Consider the following 19,475-nt stretch of genomic DNA (forward strand, 5'->3'; position numbering starts at 1 on the left):
CTGCTCCTTAAACGCGTTCGATTATCAGTGCAATCCCCTGACCGACACCAATACACATAGTACATAGCGCGTAACGCCCGCCGCTGCGCTTGAGCTGATACGCGGCGGTCATCGCCAGACGCCCACCGGATGCGCCAAGCGGGTGCCCAAGCGCAATCGCGCCGCCGTTCGGATTCACATGTTCAGCGTCATCCGGCAGGCCTAAATCGCGCATTACTGCCAGTGCCTGCGCGGCAAAGGCTTCATTTAATTCAATCACATCCATCTGCGCCAGCGTTAAGCCCGTTTGCGCCAGCACTTTACGCACTGCGGGAGCCGGGCCAAAACCCATAATCCGCGGCGCAACCCCTGCGGTTGCCACGCCGACGACCCGCGCCAGCGGCTGCAATCCATGAGTATTTAGCGCTTGTTCACTGGCTAACAGCAAAGCACATGCGCCATCGTTAACCCCGGATGCATTCCCGGCGGTGACCGTGCCATCTGCCCGCACCACACCTTTGAGTTTTGCCAGCGCTTCAATAGAGGTGGATCGCGGATGTTCATCGCGGTTAAACAGCACCGCTTCGCCTTTACGCTGGGCGATGGAAACCGGAATCAGTTCGTCGTCGAACATCCCCGTTTCCTGAGCGCGAGCGGTACGAAGCTGGCTACGTAGGGCAAATGCGTCCTGATCGGCCCGGTTGATGTTGAAATCCGTCGCCACGTTTTCAGCCGTTTCTGGCATCGCATCCACGCCGTATTGCGCTTTCATCAGCGGATTAATAAACCGCCAGCCGATGGTGGTATCTTCCATTTTCATACTGCGACTAAACGCGCTTTCGGCTTTGCCCATCACAAACGGCGCGCGCGACATGCTTTCCACACCGCCCGCAATCATCAAATGCGTTTCACCGCTTTTGATTGCCCGCGCCGCTATACCCAATGCATCAAGGCTTGAGCCGCACAAACGGTTGATGGTGCTGCCCGGCACGGTTTCAGGTAAACCAGCCAGTAACAGCGCCATGCGGGCGACGTTGCGGTTATCTTCCCCGGCCTGGTTTGCGCAGCCGTAGATCACATCGTCAATCGCTGACCAATCCAGGTTCGGATGGCGCTCGAGTAACGCTTTCAACGGCAACGCGGCTAAATCATCGCTGCGAACGCTGGAGAGTGTGCCACCAAAACGACCAAACGGAGTCCGCACTCCATCACAGATAAATGCTTGATTCATCATAGTTCCTTACGCGCTTTCTGCCAGTTGTTCGAAGCCAAGTGTGACCGGGGTAATACGTTGTAATTCTTCAAAAGAGAGGCCATTGAAGATCTCGCGCACCACCGGGCCTTTTTCGGTGATATCAATCACCGCGAGGTCGGTATAAATACGGCTGACGCAGCCGATTCCGGTGAGTGGATAAGTGCAGGTTTCCACCAGCTTTGACTCACCGTCGCGAGTTAAATGATCCATCATCACAAACACCTGGCGTGCGCCAATCGCAAGATCCATTGCCCCGCCGACAGCGGGAATGGCATCCGGCGCACCGGTGCTCCAGTTTGCCAGGTCGCCCTGGGCTGAGACCTGGTAGGCGCCAAGAACACAGATATCGAGATGGCCGCCGCGCATCATGGCAAACGAGTCGCCGTGGTGGAAAAAGCAGCCGCCGGTCAGCAACGTAACGAACTCTTTCCCGGCGTTGATAAGCTCAGGATCTTCTTCGCCTTCCGCGGGTTTTGGCCCCATGCCTAGCAAACCGTTTTCACTGTGCAGGAAGATTTCTTTATCGGCCGGAAGGTAGTTGGCAATGCGTGTTGGTAATCCGATACCGAGGTTAACGTAAGCGCCTTCAGGGATATCGCGAGCCACACGCTGCGCCATTTCATCACGGGTTAGTTTTTTCACATCAAGCTCCTTATGCGCTTTGTGCCAGGGCACTTTCGACCGCCACCAGGCGCTTGACGAAAATCCCAGGGGTGACGATATTTTCCGGGTCCAGTGCGCCTAACGGAACAATTCGGCTCACCTCCGCGATAGTTTCGGTGGCGGCTGTCGCCATGATTGGCCCGAAGTTACGCGCCGCTTTGCGATAGACCAGATTTCCCCAACGGTCGCCTTCATACGCTTTGATCAAGGCAAAATCAGCTTTCAGCGGGTATTCGAGTACGTACTGACGCCCGTCAATTTCACGAGTTTCTTTGCCTTGCGCGAGCGGCGTTCCAAAACCGGTTGGCGTAAATACGGCACCTAATCCAGAACCCGCCGCCTGAATACGCGCGGCCAGATTGCCTTGCGGCACCAGTTCCAGCTCAACTTTTCCGCGACGATACAGGTCGTCAAAAATCTGTGAATCCACCTGGCGAGGGAATGAACAAATCATTTTGCGCACCCGCCCGGCTTTCAGAAGTGCAGCCAGCCCCACTTCGCCGTTCCCCGCGTTGTTATTAATAATCGTCAGGTCAGTTGCGCCTTGAGCAATTAGCGCGTCAATAAGATGGGTGGGCTGCCCGGCGGTGCCAAAACCACCGATCATGATGGTGGCACCGTCGAAAATTCCGGCGACTGCCGCTTCCAGCGTCGCCACACTTTTGTTGATCATCACGGTTCTCCCTGGGGGTGCGTTATTCGCACAAGATTGCGTTTCTTGAACAAAATGTGACCCGCTTAACGAAGCTGGTCAAGGGCGATAATCGAAATATGGTGCGATTATCGAACATCATGTATCTTTGTTTTCAGACTGTGATCAACGGCGAAAATTTGAGGAGAACGAGATGGAAATTCAACGTGATGAGTTAACGGCAGAAGTCGATCCGTTTAAGGGCGATCCCAATTTTATGGCGTCACTGGCGCGGGGGCTTGAGGTTATCCAGGCGTTTACCCCGCAGCGCAGGCAGCTCTCTATTTCACAAATCAGCCAGAAAACGGGGATCCCTCGTGCCGCAGTGCGTCGTTGCTTGTATACCCTGAGCAAGCTCGGTTTTGTCTATGCGGATGATGGCAAAAACTACCAACTTCGCCCGCGAATTTTATCCCTCGGTCATGCTTATCTGGCGTCCACGCCGCTGGCAAAATCGACGCAGCCGGTGCTTAAGCATTTGAGTGAAATGCTCAATGAATCCTGCTCGATTGCCACGCTTGATGGCGACGATATTCTGTATATCGCCCGCGCCTCCAGCTCGCGCATCATGACGATTGATTTGGATATCGGCAGCCGATTGCCCGCCTGGTCAACGTCGATGGGGCGCGTGTTGCTGAGTTATTTGCCGGAAGAACAGCTGAATGATTTCCTGGCCCGCATAACGATGATTCGCTACACGCCGCAGACGGTGGATTCGGTGAGCAAATTGCGTGAGGAGCTAAAGCGGGTGCGCCAGCAAGGCTACGCGCTCAATGACCAGGAACTGGAGATGGGATTACGTTCTATCGCCGTACCGCTGGTTAACCCGGAAGGTGCGGTGGTTGCCGCGTTAAACGTGGGCGTGCATGCAGGCCAGGTTTCCGCGCAGGAGTTGCGCAGCCGCGTATTGCCGAAGTTGCAGGAAGCGGCGCAAGAGCTGTCGTTGTTGTTGAAGTCGTGATGTAGGGGCTAATGTCGGATGACGATACATCACCTAGCGACTGCGTTTGGCGTGGCGTTCCCAGTTTTCGACTTTGGCCTGGTCAGATTTTTTGAGCGCCACATAGCATGCCCCGCTGCCGCCATGGTGCGGCATCGCGCTGCAAAACGCCTGAACTTCGTCAAACTCCGCCAGCCAACGCGCAACGTAACTGCGCACAATATTGGCGTGGGATTTGTCTTCACGCCCTTTGCCATGAACGATCAGCAAATTACGCAGGCCGTCTTTTTTGGCTTCCTGAATATAGGCAAAAAGCAACTGACGGCACTGTTCAACCGGCTGGCGAATCAGGTTTAAACTCGCTTCCTGTTTGTATTTACCCAGTCGAAGTTTATCCAGCACCCCGTTTTGCAGCCCTTCTCGCTTGAATTCAAGCAAGGTGTTGAGCGGAATAATTTCCAGAAAACCGGTGGTCAGGAAGTTATCCAACTGAAGGGTGTCGGGTTTTTGCACAACCTTCTCTTTGACCGGTTTCAACCACTGGCTGCTGTTGCAATCTTTCAGCGGTTTCACGTCTTCCATCGCATCGAGAAACAGCGATTTTTCGTCAAGGTTCATGTGCAAATCCTCCAGGCTTGATTCTGAAGTCACTATAGCTGCCGATGTGCCGTGGCTCAATGCCGGATTAACGGCACTCGCGACGAAATTGATTGATAAGCGCCGTGGTTAACGGTGCCTGAGTCACATCACGCCGCTGAATCAAATAGTAGGTGGCCTGCGGCAACGTTTCAGTAATATTTATCTGTTTTAAGCTGTGTGCCAGCAACGGGTCGTGGCCTAATTCGGCGGGCAGGATACTCAGGAAGTCACTTTGCGCGATAAGGCTAATGCAGGCAGAAAACGTTTCGCAGAAGACGCTGATATTGGGAATCTCTGAGCGCTTTTGAAAGACTTCTTCCAGTTGTTTGTAATAGCTGCCGCGTGGCGTGGGCAGCGTCCAGTCATAGTGCAGCAGCTCTTTTAATGATGTCGCGCCCATCGCTGGATGCCCTTCGCGAGCAAATACCGCAAAAGGCTTTTCGAACAGCCGCTCAAAGGTAAATTCCTGGTCATACGGGCCTTGATAATAGGTGTTGATGGTGAAATCCAGCTCGCCCTGGCGCAGCGAGTTAATCATCGACACCAGTTGCCCTTCCATAATTCGTACTTTTACTTTCGGGTGTTTTTGATGAAACGCGGTGATAACCGGCGGCATCAGCGTGCGGGAAACACTCGCTCCCAGACCGATATTGATTTGCCCTGCCAGTTGCCCCTGGCGCTGCAAAATATCTTCCTGCGCGGCGCGTAACTCTTCGAGAATTAATTGAGCATGTTGGTAAAAGCTTTCCCCGCATTCGGTCAACGCCACGCCCTGGCTGCGCCGAATAAACAAACGTGCCGATAACCCTTCTTCTAATTCTTTAATCGCTTTTGTGAGCGCGGGTTGAGAAAGATTTAAAGCCCGACTGGCTCCGCGAATGCTGCCATTTTGCGTCACAGCCACAAACGCACGGATCTGGTGGAGCTTAACCTGGAAGGTCACATTGCCTCCTGATAACCAATAGCTATCAGACGAAAGATTTTAGCATCTACTGTAATTGAAACTCTTGTGCCAGGGTAATCCCATGACGGCGAAAACTACCAAATTTCGCTGAGCGATAAGTAAAAACTATCACAGCGTGAAGTTGATCACAGAAGATGCTTATACGGGATGTTTTATGACGCAAATTGAACTGGCTGTACATGAACTGGCACCGCGCATGCAGCACTGGCGGCGCGATTTTCACCATTTCGCCGAGTCCGGCTGGCTGGAATTTCGCACAGCCACCCTCGTGGCCGAAACGCTGCATCAATTAGGTTATCAGCTGGCGTTAGGCCGGGATGTGGTGGATGGCGCAGCACGCATGGGACTGCCATCGCCAGACGTGCTGGCACGCGAGGAACAACGGGCGCTGGAGCAAGGCGCATTGCCGCAATGGCTAAAGCATTTTTCCGGCGGATTTACCGGGATTGTCGCCACGCTGGAAACAAGTCGCCCAGGCCCAACGTTCGCGTTTCGCGTGGACATGGATGCGCTGGATTTAAGTGAGATGTTGCAACCGGCGCATCGCCCGTTTGCCGAAGGTTTTGCCTCGTGTAACGAAGGAATGATGCATGCCTGCGGACACGACGGGCACACCGCCATTGGCCTCGGCCTTGCCAGCGTTTTGCAACAGTTTGCCGACCAGCTCAACGGCACAATCAAACTCATTTTCCAGCCCGCCGAAGAAGGGACTCGTGGCGCTCGCGCCATGGTTGCGGCAGGTGCGCTCGATAACATCGATTACTTTACGGCGATTCATATTGGCACTGGCGTCCCTTCCGGCACCGTGGTGTGCGGCAGCGATAACTTTATGGCGACCACTAAGTTTGATGTGCAGTTCACTGGCGTCGCCGCACACGCGGGCGGTAAACCAGAAGAAGGTCGTAACGCCCTGCTCGCCGCCGCCCAAACCGCGCTGGCGTTGCACGGTATTGCTCCGCACAGCGCAGGCGCATCACGCGTCAATGTGGGCGTATTGCAGGCAGGCAGCGGGCGCAATGTGGTTCCGGCATCAGCTTTGTTGAAAGTCGAAACCCGTGGCGAAACCAATGTGATCAACGACTATGTGTTTGACCGTGCGCAGGAAATTATTCGCGGCACGGCGACGATGTATGGCATTGAAGCGCAAGTGAAGCTGATGGGTGCGGCAACCAGCAGCGTGCCATCGCCAGAATGGGTGGCGTTTATTCATCAACAGGCGCTTGAAGTGTCTGGAGTCACGGATGTCGTCGATACCGTGAAAGGGGCCGCCGGTTCAGAAGATGCGACGTTGATGATGGCTCGCGTGCAGGAACAAGGCGGTAAAGCGTCTTATATGGTATTCGGCACCGAATTGAGTGCCGGGCATCATAACGAGAAGTTTGATTTTGATGAAAAAGTGATGGAAGTTGCCGTCAGCACTATGGCGCGCCTCGTTCTTAATTTCCCGTGGCAGCGAGGTGTGTAATGCGTTCAATTTATCAGTTTGTTGATGACGCTATTGAAGCGAAGCGTGGCGAGTTTACCGCCATTGCCGATGATATCTGGGATCATCCAGAAACCCGTTTTGAAGAGCACTGGTCTGCGGAACGTCTGGCTTGCGCGCTGGAGGCTGAAGGTTTTAGCGTCGAACGCAATGCAGGGAATATCGAAACCGCATTTGTGGCAAGTTTTGGTTCGGGCAAGCCCGTTATCGCGCTGCTCGGTGAATACGATGCGCTCGCGGGCTTGAGCCAGTGTTCAGGCGAAGCGTCACCTGAGCCGCTGGTTGAAGATGCTAACGGCCACGGCTGCGGCCACAATTTGCTGGGTACGGCGGCCTTTGCCGGCGCGGTAGCGGTGAAAAACTGGCTTGAACAATATGGCTGCGGCGGCACCGTGCGTTTTTACGGCTGCCCAGGCGAAGAAGGCGGTTCCGGCAAAACGTTTATGGTGCGCGAAGGCTTATTTGACGATGTTGACGCTGCCGTCACCTGGCACCCGGAAGCGTACGCCGGAATGTTTAGCACCAGTTCACTGGCCAATATTCAGGTGGCTTATCGCTTCCACGGAATTGCGGCACATGCCGCAAATTCGCCACACCTTGGCCGCAGCGCGTTAGATGCCGTCACGCTGATGACCACCGGCAGCAACTTCCTCAACGAGCACATAATTGAAAAAGCCCGTGTGCATTACGCCATCACTAATACCGGTGGGATTTCGCCAAACGTGGTGCAGGCGCAAGCCGAAGTGCTGTATTTGATTCGCGCCCCGGAAATGGCGCAGGCACAGCATATTTTCGAGCGCATCAATAAAATTGCCGAAGGCGCTGCGCTGATGACGGAAACCACGGTGAATGTGCGCTTTGATAAAGCCTGTTCGAATTACCTGCCCAACCGCCAGCTTGAAAGCGTGATGTATGAGGCGTTACAGGCGCTTGGCGTGCCGCAATGGAGCGAAGAAGAGCTCGCATTCGCTAAAAAAATCCGCGCCACGCTGACTGAAAACGACCTGCAAAATAGCTTAAATAATATTGCTAATACCTCCAATGAAGAGGGAAAAGTCTTTGCGCGTCGCCACCGTGAAACGTTGTTGATTGACGAAATCGCGCCGTATCAGCCCAATGACAAAATCCTGCCCGGTTCAACGGATGTGGGTGATGTGAGCTGGAAAGTGCCGGTCGCACAATGTTTTAGCCCGTGCTTTACCGTTGGCACTCCGCTGCACACCTGGCAGTTGGTGAGCCAGGGGCGCACTTCCATCGCACACAAAGGAATGTTGCACGCAGGCAAAGTCATGGCTGCGACTGCACTGCAATTATTTATCAGTCCACAGACGCTGGAAGCTTGCCAAAGTGAGTTGCACGCACAACTTGCCGAACGCCCGTACCAGTGCCCGATCCCAGCAGGTGTGACGCCGTCACCTTTAAAATAATCTAATAAAAACACAACATCACAACAGATAGAGGCCCGCCCATGAGTCTTTCATCCTTACCGACCCCTTCCGGCTCTGGCAAGCTGTACGGACTGGTAGAAAAAATTGGCAATAAAGTGCCCCATCCTTTTTTGCTGTTCGTGTATTTGATTGTTGTTTTGTCCGTGAGCACCGCCGTGCTTTCTGCGTTTAACGTCAGCGTTCGTAACCCTGCGGACGGCAATCTGGTGCAGGTTAAAAACCTGTTGAGCGCCGAAGGGGTGCACTGGTTTTTGCCTAACGTGATTAAAAACTTCAGTGGATTCGCACCATTAGGGGCCATTCTGGCCCTGGTTTTAGGTGCAGGTCTGGCCGAACGTGTGGGGTTGTTACCGAGTTTGATGGTGAAGATGGCCTCGCATGTTAGCGCGCGTTATGCCAGCTATATGGTGCTGTTTATCGCTTTCTTTAGCCATATTTCGTCTGACGCGGCGTTGGTTATCATGCCGCCGATGGGCGCGTTGATCTTCCTGGCCGTGGGTCGCCATCCGGTAGCCGGTTTGCTGGCAGCGATTGCAGGGGTTGGCTGTGGTTTTACGGCGAATTTACTGATTGTGACGACCGATGTGTTGCTTTCGGGGATCAGTACCGAAGCGGCGCACACCATCGACCCGCTGATGCACGTTAGCGTGATTGATAACTGGTACTTTATGGCGACGTCTGTGATTGTGCTGTCGATTGTTGGCGGGCTGATTACCGATAAAATCGTCGAGCCGCGTCTGGGTACCTGGCAAGGCGAAAACAAAGAAAAGCTGCAACAACTTGATGATGTTCAGCGCTTTGGTTTGCGTGTTACCGGCATTGTGTCGCTGCTGTTTATTGCGGTTATCGCTTTGCTGCTGGTGCCAGAAAACGGCTTACTGCGTGACCCGGTAAAAGGCACGATTATTCCGTCGCCATTTATTAGCGGAATTGTGCCGCTGATTATTCTGTTCTTCTTCGTCATCTCCCTGGCCTATGGCATCGCCACGAAGAAAATACGCAAGCAGGCCGATTTGCCGCAACTGATGATTGAACCGATGAAGGAAATGGCCGGTTTTATCGTGATGGTGTTCCCGTTGGCGCAATTTGTGGCGATGTTCAACTGGAGCAATATGGGCAAGTTTATGGCCGTCGGGCTAACCGATGTGCTGGAAGGTTCCGGGCTGAACGGTATCCCCGCGTTCCTCGGCCTGGCATTGCTTTCGTCATTCCTCTGTATGTTTATTGCCAGCGGCTCGGCCATCTGGTCGATTCTGGCACCGATTTTTGTGCCGATGTTTATGCTGCTGGGTTTCCACCCCGCTTTCGCGCAAATTCTGTTCCGTGTGGCGGATTCTTCCGTGATCCCCCTGGCACCAGTGTCACCGTTTATTCCATTATTCTTAGGCTTCCTGCAACGCTATAAACCTGAGGCTAAATTAGGGACCTATTACTCCTTAGTATTACCTTACCCCCTCATCTTTTTGGGTGTCTGGTTGCTGCTACTGGTGGCGTGGTATCTTGTTGGCTTGCCGATAGGGCCGGGAGTTTACCCGCATCTCTAATTAACCGGAGCGAAGAATGCTGACACTGCTGGAAGACAAGATCGTTACCCCATTAGGGCCGTTATGGATAATTTGCGACGAGCAGTTCCATTTGCGGGCGGTGGAATGGGAAGAACATAGCGACAGAATGGTGCAGTTGTTGGGTCTTCATTACGGTGCTGGCGGCTATCAGCGCGTGGCTTGCGCAAATCCTGACGGGTTAAGTGACAAGCTACGCGATTATTTTGACGGTGATCTGGCCGTGATTGAAACGCTCCCTACCGCCACGGCGGGAACCCCCTTCCAGCGTGAAGTGTGGCAAACCTTGCGCTCTATCCCTTGCGGGCAGGTGATGCATTACGGGCAATTAGCAGACCAACTTGGCAGACCGGGTGCTGCACGTGCAGTCGGTGCCGCCAACGGTTCAAATCCGGTGAGCGTGGTGGTTCCCTGCCACCGCGTGATTGGGCGTAACGGCACGATGACCGGCTATGCGGGCGGCGTGGGACGTAAAGAATGGTTGTTGCGTCACGAAGGATATTTGCTGCTGTAGTTTCTTTATTGCAGAATTTTATTCTTAATTCTTCGTGGAATAATACGCATTAATATACAGTCCCAGTAATTTCAATAGGATAGCTCTATAACCCTGGCGTTATTGTTTGTTTAATTCTGATTGGGCATTCATCATACTTACGTGCTCAAGAAAAAGATGTTAAAATTGACCAATATCAATAACGCCGAGCATATCTATGATCCCTGAAAAGCGAATTATTCGACGCATTCAGTCTGGCGGTTGTGCTATCCATTGCCAGGATTGCAGCATCAGCCAGTTATGCATCCCCTTCACGCTTAACGAGCATGAGCTTGATCAGCTTGATAATATTATTGAGCGTAAAAAGCCTATTCAGAAGGGGCAGACCCTGTTTAAAGCAGGTGATGAGCTGAAGTCGCTGTACGCTATTCGTTCAGGGACCATTAAAAGCTACACCATTACCGAGCAAGGTGATGAGCAAATTACCGGTTTCCATTTAGCGGGTGATTTGGTGGGCTTTGATGCCATCGGCACCGGGATGCACCCAAGTTTCGCGCAAGCGCTCGAAACGTCGATGGTCTGCGAAATCCCATTCGAAACCCTTGATGATTTGTCTGGTAAAATGCCCAATCTGCGCCAGCAGATGATGCGTTTGATGAGCGGCGAAATTAAGGGCGATCAGGATATGATTCTGCTGCTTTCCAAAAAGAATGCAGAAGAGCGCCTGGCCGCATTTATCTATAACCTTTCACGTCGCTTTGCCCAGCGCGGTTTCTCGCCTCGCGAGTTCCGTTTGACCATGACGCGTGGCGATATCGGTAACTATCTGGGTCTGACTGTGGAGACCATCAGCCGTCTGCTCGGTCGTTTCCAGAAAAGCGGTATGTTAGCGGTGAAGGGTAAGTACATCACTATCGAGAATATTGATATTCTTTCTCAACTCGCGGGTCAATCGCGTAACGTTGCCTGATTTCTCTTTACCTATGCCGGATCACTAAATTTTAGTCGTTTATTGATCCGGCAATGGCTTATCACCTGTTTCATTCATCACATATAGGTTAGTCTTAATAAACAGACTGTGGTTAAGCAGTTGTAAGGAGACCTGTATGGCAAAGTATCAAAACATGCTAGTCGCGATAGATCCTAATCAGGACGATCAACCCGCCCTGCGGCGTGCTGTTTATTTGCATCAACGGATTGGTGGCAGGATCAAAGCTTTTCTGCCCATCTATGATTTTTCCTACGAAATGACCACCCTTCTGTCGCCAGATGAACGCACCGCTATGCGCAAAGGTGTGATTAGCCAACGTGCGGCCTGGATTAAAGAACAAGCCCAGTATTACATCGACTCGGGCGTACCGATTGAAATTAAAGTGGTTTGGCATAATCGTCCGTTCGAGGCGATTATTCAGGAAGTGATCGGCAGCGATCATGACTTAGTGCTCAAAATGACGCACCAACATGACAAACTTGAAGCGGTTATTTTCACCCCAACCGACTGGCATCTGCTGCGTAAATGCCCATGCCCGGTGTGGATGGTTAATGAAAAACCGTGGCCTGAAGGCGGTCGAGCTATTGTTGCCGTTAACCTGGCAAGTGAAGAGCAGTACCACAACGCTCTGAATGAAAAGCTGGTTAAAGAGACTATTCGCCTGGCCGACGATGTTAACCACACAGAAGTTCACCTGGTCGGTGCCTACCCTGTCACCCCGATTAATATCGCCATCGAACTTCCTGATTTTGACCCAAGCGTTTATAACGATGCGATTCGCGGCCAGCACCTGGTTGCGATGAAAGCGTTACGTCAAAAATTTGGTATCGATGAAAAAATGACTCACGTTGAAAAAGGATTACCTGAAGAGGTTATTCCCGATCTCGCCGAGCATTTACAGGCCGGTATTGTGGTACTTGGTACGGTGGGCCGTACTGGCCTATCCGCCGCGTTCCTCGGTAACACTGCCGAACAAGTTATCGACCATCTGCGTTGCGATTTGTTGGTCATCAAGCCTGATGAATATCAAACACCGGTAGAACTGGATGACGACGAAGACGATTGATTTGTCGTTCATGTAGTAAAGAAAAGCCCGTTCAAATTAATGAACGGGCTTTTTGTTTGGTGGAGTGCTGAACCTTATGCCAGATTTCCATGAGTGGCGGGAAATACTCCCGCCACTGTCCTCTGAAATTTTGTGCTTACGGCCTGATGCAGGCTAATGATGCCGCCACTTCCATGCCTCCTTTTCGATAGTGGAATTCACACAGTGAATCCCTCAACAGAAAAATAATCATGAGAATTGTCAAACAGATAACTATTACGCTGAACAACCTGTTCTTTGACGACATCTTCGCCTCCTGCGTTGCAAACACAAAATGAAGAGGCTACTATCATGGTGTCTAGCATGAGAGGGCCTCGGGTTGGTTTAACTAACTCGGGGCTTTTTTCTGTCTGCTTTTCACCATTGGGATCGAAGCCTACAGCTTCAGCACCCGGCTATACTTTACTCTTCGCCCTGTCTCTCGCATACATTATTTTTCCATAGATTCAGTGGGTTAAATGTAATATTGCATTCACGTTATTGATGTTCAGACGTAAAAAAACCGCCCCGAGAAGCGGTTTTGGAATACGGCTCGCAATCTTAGCGAACAACTACAGCGCTTTAAGAATCGCTTCCACACTCGCCTTGGCATCGCCAAACAGCATCTGAGTGTTCTCTTTAAAGAACAGCGGGTTCTGCACACCTGCGTAACCGGTGTTCATAGAACGCTTGAACACGATAACGTTCTGCGCTTTCCACACTTCCAGCACTGGCATACCCGCGATTGGGCTGCGAGGATCTTCGAGCGCTGCCGGGTTTACGGTGTCATTCGCACCGATAACCAGAACGGTATCAGTATCAGCGAAGTCATCGTTGATTTCGTCCATTTCCAGAACGACATCGTAAGGCACACGCGCTTCCGCCAGCAGAACGTTCATGTGGCCTGGCAAACGCCCTGCAACCGGGTGAATACCAAAACGAACCTTGATGCCACGTGCACGCAGTTTTTCGGTAATTTCAGCTACCGGATATTGTGCCTGCGCCACCGCCATGCCGTACCCCGGAGTGATGATCACCGAGGTCGAGTTTTTCAGCATATCCGCAGTGTCTTCCGCCGTGATTTCACGGTGTTCACCTGCTTCTTCGTCGTCACCCGTAGAGGAACCGTCGGTACCGAAACCACCAGCGATCACGCTGATAAAGGAGCGGTTCATCGCTTTACACATGATGTAAGACAGGATTGCACCAGAAGAACCCACCAACGCACCGGTGACGATCAGCAGGTCGTTGCTAAGCATAAAGCCCGCCGCTGCCGCTGCCCAACCGGAGTAGGAGTTCAGCATGGAAACAACAACCGGCATGTCTGCGCCGCCAATCGATGCCACCAGGTGCCAGCCGATAACCAGCGCGATGATAGTCATCACCAGCAACGCCAGAACCTGCAAGCCAACGCTTTCGGTACGCACGAAGATGATCAGCATCGCGAAGGAAACCACGATTGCCGCCAGATTCAGTTTATGGCGGTTTGGCAACATCAACGGTTTAGACGAGATTTTGCCGCGCAGTTTGCCAAATGCCACGATGGAACCTGTGAAGGTCACCGCACCGATGAAGATACCGAGGAACACTTCCGTTAAATGGATGTTTTCCATCACCGGCTCCAGACCCGGCGCATGATCCAGATAGCTGTTGAAGCCTACCAGAACCGCAGCCAGACCCACGAAGCTGTGCAGAATTGCCACCAGCTCCGGCATTTCGGTCATTTCAACTTTCTTCGCAAGGTGAATACCGATGGCACCACCAATTACCATTGCGACAATAATCCAGACAACATTGCCGGTTTCAGGCCCGAAAATGGTCGCGACTAACGCGATAGCCATACCCGCCATGCCGAACAAGTTACCTTGTTTAGATGTTTCGTGTTTTGACAGCCCAGCCAGGCTGAAAATAAACAGAATTGCGGCAACAATGTATGCTGCTGTAACTAATCCACCAGACATGTGTTACCCCTTAGTTCTTCCGGAACATTTTCAGCATGCGCTGAGTGACGGTGAAACCACCAAAAATATTGATACTGGCAATCAGCACCGCAATAAAGCTCAGGAAGCTAACCCAGCCACCGTGGCCAATTTGTAATAACGCGCCAACCACAATGATCCCTGAAATGGCGTTCGTGACCGACATCAGTGGCGTATGCAGAGCATGCGAAACGTTCCATACCACGTAGTAACCCACCACGCATGACAGCGCGAATACGGTGAAGTGACCGAGGAACTCTTTTGGAGCCACATCTGCTAGCCAGCCAAAAAGAATAATTGCCAGCGCCATGAACGCGTATTTACGCCATGGAGAAGCAGGCTTTTTCTCTTCTACCGGTGCAGCCACTTTCTTGGCAGCAGCCTGTGGTTGAGCAGACACCTGAATTGGCGGAGCCGGCCAGGTGACTTCGCCATCACGAATGACGGTCACGCCACGCACGACGACATCTTCAAAATCAACTACGGTATTGCCGTCTTTCTCTTTGCAGAGCAATTTGAGCAAGTTAACCAAGTTGGTGCCGTAAAGCTGGGAAGATTGCGTTGGCAGGCGGCCTGGCAAGTCGGTGTAACCGATGACCTTCACGCCGTTTGGCGTAACAGTCACCTGGTCGGCAACGGTATATTCACAGTTCCCGCCGTTTTGCGCGGCCAAATCGACGATCACGCTGCCCGCTTGCATGGAATCCACCATTTCGCGGGTAATAAGTTTTGGCGCAGGCTTGCCGGGGATCAGCGCCGTGGTGACGATGATATCGACTTCTTTTGCTTGTGCTGCGAACAGTTCCATTTCGGCTTTAATGAAGGCTTCGGACATGACTTTGGCATAACCATCACCGCTGCCTGCTTCTTCTTTAAAGTCCAGCTCAAGGAACTCAGCGCCCATACTTTGCACTTGTTCTTTCACTTCCGGACGCGTGTCGAACGCACGCACAATCGCACCAAGGCTGTTCGCCGCACCGATTGCCGCAAGTCCTGCAACACCTGCACCGATAACCATCACTTTTGCCGGAGGTACTTTACCCGCAGCGGTAATTTGCCCGGTAAAGAAACGACCAAATTCATGAGCAGCTTCAACAATTGCGCGATAACCCGCAATGTTTGCCATTGAGCTAAGAGCATCGAGAGACTGAGCACGAGAAATACGCGGCACGGAGTCCATCGCCATCACGGTGACATTTTTGGCAGCCAGTTTTTCGAGTAATTCTGGATTCTGGGCAGGCCAGATAAAACTCACCAGCGTCGAGCCCGCACGCAGCAGTTCGATTTCGCTATCCTGCGGAGCGTTCACTTTCAAAATAATGTCAGATTGCCAGACGTCAGCAGTATCTGAAATGGTTGCCCCAACGTGGACAAACGCCTCGTCATCGAAGCTAGCCAGTTTGCCCGCTCCGCTTTCGACTGCGACGCTGAAACCCAGCTTCAGCAATTGCTCCACTGTTTTTGGCGTGGCAGCCACTCGGGATTCACCCGCCCACCGCTCTTTTGGTACCCCAATACGCATAGTATTCCCTTCCATCTGTTTTTTTGTTGATGGTTTGTCAGACATCGTCCTGGCAATCGGCGTGGCCAAGTCCAAAACAATGAAAAAATACATCTGTAAAACTTTTTATAACCTACTGAAAATAACGCCTGTGATCCAGATCAGGCTCTCAGTATTTGTATCATTATCGTAAAAGTTTAGCGCTAAGCACTTCAGACAGCTATTTCTGACTGATTTTCATCTGTGAGACCTGATAATCCGCTTAAGCGAAGCCGCAATTCACGATTCTGCTCCGGTGCAAATTGCATATTTAACATTGTATTAACTAATTAAGTTGTAAGCTTTACCGCTTTTACTGGTCAAAGCGTTCTTTTATTAACATATAAATTTTAGTTATGAAAAATATCTGCAACCAACCGTTGCAACCCTAAAAATGCCGCAGACAGTTGCAGTGTTCAATGCCATAATCGGCGGCTAGCAAGTAACCCACAGAGAATGCGGTATTTGTATTCATTTTGCGCAAGGCGAAGGATTATTTTTATGAAGCTCAAGAACACCCTTCTGGCGTCAGCACTGATTTCCCTGACTACGCTGTCCGCTCAGGCAGCAACGGAACTGACTCCTGATCAAGCTGCTGCTCTTAAACCATTTGATCGCATTACCATCACTGGCCGTTTTAACTCGATTGGCGAAGCGGTAAATGCCGTGTCCAAACGTGCTGATAAAATTGGCGCAGCTTCTTTCTATGTTCAGGACACCAACGATACTGGCAGCAGCGGTAACTGGCGTGTGGTTGCAGATGTCTATCACGCTGATGCACCTAAGGCTGAAGAAAACACCAATCGCGTGATCAACGGCGTGACTGAGCTACCGAAAGATCAAGCTTATGCTCTTGAGCCGTTCGATACCGTGACAGTCCAGGGTTTTTATCGCAGTCAACCTGATGTTAACGCAGCAATCACCCGCGCAGCTAAAGAGAAAGGTGCAGATTCGTTCTACATCGTGCGCCAGATTGACGCAAACTCAGGTGGCAACCAGCGTATTACGGCTTTCATCTATAAAAAAGACGCCAAGAAACGTGTTCTGCAAAGCCCTGATGCGATCCCTGCGAACTCAGAGGCAGGTAAAGCTGCGCTGGCAGCCGGTGGCGCTGCGGCAGCCACAGTTGAAATCCCAGGCGTTGCAACAACCAGCACCCCAACTTCTGACGTTGGCCGTTTCTTTGAAACGCAAACCACGAAAGGTGGGCGTTACACTGTAACGCTTCCTGATGGCACCAAAATCGAAGAAGTGAATAAAATCACCGCGGCGCAAATGGTTCCGTTCGATAGTGTGAAGTTCACTGGCCACTACGGTAGCAGTACTGAAGTGTCTTACCAGGTGGCGAAACGTGCCGCTAAGAAAGGTGCCAAGTTCTACCACATCACCCGTCAATGGGAAGAGCGTGGCGGCAACCTGACTGTCAGCGCTGATTTGTACAAATAAGTTTTCACATAATCCTAAAAAGGGTGGCATTGCCGCCCTTTTTTTATTCCGCCGAGCATTTTATGGCTCATGTCATTGCAAGCAGCTCTTACACTCCGTAAAATCCCGCGCCTTAGTGTTACCCACCATTTTTATGCACAAAAGCATAATAATTATTCTGGGTTTTTAATTTGAATTTTACGGGACTGCTATGGAAAAGAAGCTTGGCCTCGCTGCGTTAACGGCATTGGTATTGAGTTCCATGCTCGGCGCGGGTGTATTTAGCCTGCCGCAAAATATGGCGAGCGTGGCGAGTCCCGCAGCATTGTTGATTGGCTGGGCGATTACCGGTGCGGGCATTCTGTTATTGGCACTGGCAATGCTGGTGTTAACCCGTCTGCGTCCCGACCTTGACGGCGGCATTTTTACTTATGCACGCGAAGGTTTTGGTGAGCTTATCGGTTTCTTCTCGGCCTGGGGCTACTGGCTTTGTGCCGTTATCGCTAACGTTTCGTACCTGGTGATTGTTTTCTCTGCACTCAGTTTCTTCACTGATACGCCAGAACTGCGCCTGTTTGGCGACGGAAATACCTGGCAGTCGATTGTGGGTGCATCGGTATTGCTATGGATGGTGCACTTTTTGGTGCTTCGCGGCGTGCAAACCGCAGCCAGCATTAATCTGGTCGCCACTCTCGCTAAGCTGCTACCTTTAGGTTTGTTTGTCGTCCTGGCCGCCATGGCTTTCAAACTTTCGACTTTTAGCCTCGATTTCAGCGGCATCGCGCTGGGTATTCCGGTTTGGGAGCAGGTCAAAAACACCATGCTGATTACCCTTTGGGTCTTCATCGGTGTGGAAGGTGCCGTGGTCGTTTCAGCTCGCGCCCGGAATAAAAATGATGTCGGTCGCGCCACCCTTCTGGCGGTCATTGCCGCGTTAGGGGTTTACCTGCTGGTGACATTGCTTTCGTTGGGCGTGCTTGCCCGCCCTGAACTTGCCGGAATGCGCAATCCTTCCATGGCTGGGTTGATGGTCGAAATGATGGGGCCGTGGGGTGAGATAATTATCGCCGCCGGACTGATTGTCTCAGTATGCGGGGCCTATCTGAGCTGGACGATTATGGCCGCCGAAGTGCCCTTTCTTGCCGCCACGCATAAAGCCTTCCCGAAAATTTTTGCGCGCCAAAATGAGAACAATGCGCCTTCGGCTTCTCTTTGGCTCACCAATATTAGTATCCAGATTTGCCTGGTGCTGATCTGGCTGACGGGTTCGGATTACAATACGCTGCTGACGATTGCCTCAGAAATGATACTGGTGCCCTATTTCCTGGTCGGTGCATTTTTGCTGAAAGTTTCGACCCGCCCGTTGCATAAAGCGATTGGATTGGGTGCATGTATTTATGGCTTATGGCTGCTTTATGCGTCAGGCCCAATGCATTTACTTCTTTCAGTGGTACTGTATGCGCCGGGTTTGTTAGTCTTCATGTATACTCGCAGTACGCATAAGCATGACATCAAACTGAATTTAAAGGAAAAATCAGTCATTTTCCTGATGCTGGTGGCAGCGTTCCCTGCAACGTGGATGTTGGTGAAATAAGTACATTAAGGAGTCGTCGATGGAGATTAAAACATCAGCTCGTCCCATTCTGATTACCGGTGCAGGTAAACGGATTGGCCTCGCGTTAGCACGACACTTTTTAGCCCAGCAACAACCTGTGATTATCAGCTACCGCACGCGGTATCCGGCGGTCGCTGAACTGGAACAGGCTGGCGCAATTTGTTTGTTCGGTGACTTTTCTACCAATGCCGGCATCACAAAATTTGCCGCTGAGGTAAAGCAACATTGCGACGGGCTGCGCGCCATTTTACATAATGCCAGCGCCTGGCTTGCGGAGTCACCCGACTTTTCCCCTGCGGAAACCCTGGCCGCCATGCTGCAAATTCACGTCAATGCGCCTTATTTGCTGAACCAATATCTCGAGCCGTTATTGCGCGGCCATGGCCGGGCGGGTTCCGACATTATTCATTTCACCGATTATGTCGTGGAACGTGGAAGCGATAAGCATATTGCTTATGCGGCCAGTAAAGCCGCGCTGGATAATATGACGCGCTCGTTTGCCCGTAAGCTGGCGCCCGAAGTAAAAGTGAATGCCATCGCGCCTGCGATGGTCATGTTTAATGAGCATGACGATGCCGAATACCGCAAGGCAGCGTTGAATAAGTCGCTGATGAAAATCGCGCCGGGCGAGCAGGAAATCATCGGGCTGGTAGAATACCTGTTGAATAGCGAGTATGTGACTGGGCGAACGCACGCCGTAGATGGCGGTCGCCCATTGCGTTAA

General features: G+C 51.9%; 18 protein-coding genes. 10 read left to right on the top strand and 8 right to left on the bottom strand.

What is annotated here, in order from left to right; all coding sequences use genetic code 11:
• Window positions 1-7 precede the first annotated feature (7 nt).
• The 3 genes from pcaF to DY231_RS13110 are packed head-to-tail and all read right to left on the bottom strand — an operon-like array spanning window position 8 to window position 2,570.
• On the bottom strand, window positions 8-1,210 hold the full coding sequence (gene pcaF, locus DY231_RS13100) for a 3-oxoadipyl-CoA thiolase (RefSeq protein WP_115628902.1): 1,203 nt from the start codon (window positions 1,208-1,210) through the stop codon (window positions 8-10).
• Window positions 1,211-1,219: 9 nt separating this feature from the next.
• Window positions 1,220-1,876 (bottom strand): 3-oxoacid CoA-transferase subunit B, encoded by a 657-nt coding sequence (locus DY231_RS13105; protein WP_115628904.1) that lies wholly within the window; start codon window positions 1,874-1,876, stop codon window positions 1,220-1,222.
• Window positions 1,877-1,886: 10 nt separating this feature from the next.
• The gene (locus DY231_RS13110; protein ID WP_034495072.1) at window positions 1,887-2,570 is read right to left on the bottom strand and encodes a 3-oxoacid CoA-transferase subunit A; all 684 of its coding nucleotides are present in this window, start codon (window positions 2,568-2,570) and stop codon (window positions 1,887-1,889) included.
• A 172-nt stretch (window positions 2,571-2,742) separates the two neighbouring features.
• Between DY231_RS13110 and DY231_RS13115 the strand changes: the two genes are divergently transcribed.
• Complete coding sequence (locus DY231_RS13115; RefSeq protein WP_115628906.1) at window positions 2,743-3,549, top strand: IclR family transcriptional regulator domain-containing protein; 807 nt, start codon at window positions 2,743-2,745, stop codon at window positions 3,547-3,549.
• A 33-nt stretch (window positions 3,550-3,582) separates the two neighbouring features.
• Here the strand turns inward: DY231_RS13115 and smrA are convergent, their stop codons facing one another.
• Complete coding sequence (smrA, locus tag DY231_RS13120; RefSeq protein ID WP_034495069.1) at window positions 3,583-4,146, bottom strand: DNA endonuclease SmrA; 564 nt, start codon at window positions 4,144-4,146, stop codon at window positions 3,583-3,585.
• 67 nt (window positions 4,147-4,213) lie between these two features.
• Window positions 4,214-5,110: a LysR family transcriptional regulator gene (locus DY231_RS13125; RefSeq protein WP_115628908.1), complete on the bottom strand. Its 897-nt coding sequence runs from the start codon at window positions 5,108-5,110 to the stop codon at window positions 4,214-4,216.
• A 175-nt stretch (window positions 5,111-5,285) separates the two neighbouring features.
• Between DY231_RS13125 and DY231_RS13130 the strand changes: the two genes are divergently transcribed.
• The 6 genes from DY231_RS13130 to uspE all read left to right on the top strand — a co-directional run bounded on the left by DY231_RS13130 (window position 5,286) and on the right by uspE (window position 12,174).
• Window positions 5,286-6,596, top strand: coding sequence for a M20 family metallo-hydrolase (locus DY231_RS13130; RefSeq protein WP_115628910.1), 1,311 nt, complete (start codon window positions 5,286-5,288; stop codon window positions 6,594-6,596).
• Entirely contained in the window at window positions 6,596-8,041 is a 1,446-nt protein-coding gene (locus tag DY231_RS13135) for a M20 family metallopeptidase (protein WP_115628912.1), read from the top strand. Before DY231_RS13130 ends, DY231_RS13135 begins: the two co-directional genes overlap by 1 nt.
• A gap of 41 nt (window positions 8,042-8,082) precedes the next feature.
• The gene (gene abgT / locus DY231_RS13140; RefSeq protein WP_115628914.1) at window positions 8,083-9,606 is read left to right on the top strand and encodes a p-aminobenzoyl-glutamate transporter; all 1,524 of its coding nucleotides are present in this window, start codon (window positions 8,083-8,085) and stop codon (window positions 9,604-9,606) included.
• 16 nt (window positions 9,607-9,622) lie between these two features.
• Window positions 9,623-10,138, top strand: a complete 516-nt coding sequence (ogt, locus tag DY231_RS13145) for a methylated-DNA--[protein]-cysteine S-methyltransferase (RefSeq protein WP_115628916.1) — start codon at window positions 9,623-9,625, stop codon at window positions 10,136-10,138.
• A 196-nt stretch (window positions 10,139-10,334) separates the two neighbouring features.
• The gene (gene fnr / locus DY231_RS13150; RefSeq protein ID WP_034495059.1) at window positions 10,335-11,087 is read left to right on the top strand and encodes a fumarate/nitrate reduction transcriptional regulator Fnr; all 753 of its coding nucleotides are present in this window, start codon (window positions 10,335-10,337) and stop codon (window positions 11,085-11,087) included.
• Window positions 11,088-11,223: 136 nt separating this feature from the next.
• On the top strand, window positions 11,224-12,174 hold the full coding sequence (gene uspE / locus DY231_RS13155) for a universal stress protein UspE (RefSeq protein WP_115628918.1): 951 nt from the start codon (window positions 11,224-11,226) through the stop codon (window positions 12,172-12,174).
• Window positions 12,175-12,310: 136 nt separating this feature from the next.
• On the opposite strand, the gene DY231_RS13160 is transcribed toward uspE, so the two are convergent.
• From DY231_RS13160 to pntA, 3 genes are all read right to left on the bottom strand, one after another.
• On the bottom strand, window positions 12,311-12,460 hold the full coding sequence (locus DY231_RS13160; RefSeq protein WP_072011160.1) for a Hok/Gef family protein: 150 nt from the start codon (window positions 12,458-12,460) through the stop codon (window positions 12,311-12,313).
• A gap of 304 nt (window positions 12,461-12,764) precedes the next feature.
• The gene (pntB, locus tag DY231_RS13165; protein WP_034495055.1) at window positions 12,765-14,153 is read right to left on the bottom strand and encodes a Re/Si-specific NAD(P)(+) transhydrogenase subunit beta; all 1,389 of its coding nucleotides are present in this window, start codon (window positions 14,151-14,153) and stop codon (window positions 12,765-12,767) included.
• 10 nt (window positions 14,154-14,163) lie between these two features.
• Window positions 14,164-15,693 carry a Re/Si-specific NAD(P)(+) transhydrogenase subunit alpha gene (gene pntA, locus DY231_RS13170; RefSeq protein WP_115631839.1) on the bottom strand — a complete coding sequence of 510 codons (1,530 nt, stop codon included), beginning with the start codon at window positions 15,691-15,693 and terminating at the stop codon, window positions 14,164-14,166.
• A 519-nt stretch (window positions 15,694-16,212) separates the two neighbouring features.
• Between pntA and ydgH the strand changes: the two genes are divergently transcribed.
• The 3 genes from ydgH (at window position 16,213) to folM (ending at window position 19,475) form a co-directional block, all read left to right on the top strand.
• Window positions 16,213-17,157: a DUF1471 family protein YdgH gene (gene ydgH, locus DY231_RS13175; RefSeq protein ID WP_115628920.1), complete on the top strand. Its 945-nt coding sequence runs from the start codon at window positions 16,213-16,215 to the stop codon at window positions 17,155-17,157.
• A 190-nt stretch (window positions 17,158-17,347) separates the two neighbouring features.
• Window positions 17,348-18,730 carry an amino acid permease gene (locus DY231_RS13185; protein WP_115628922.1) on the top strand — a complete coding sequence of 461 codons (1,383 nt, stop codon included), beginning with the start codon at window positions 17,348-17,350 and terminating at the stop codon, window positions 18,728-18,730.
• Between the two features lie 19 nt (window positions 18,731-18,749).
• A complete protein-coding gene (gene folM, locus DY231_RS13190; RefSeq protein ID WP_115628924.1) occupies window positions 18,750-19,475 on the top strand; it encodes a dihydromonapterin reductase in 726 nt (241 codons plus the stop codon).

This window comes from Buttiauxella agrestis (assembly GCF_900446255.1).
Taxonomy (GTDB): domain Bacteria; phylum Pseudomonadota; class Gammaproteobacteria; order Enterobacterales; family Enterobacteriaceae; genus Buttiauxella; species Buttiauxella agrestis.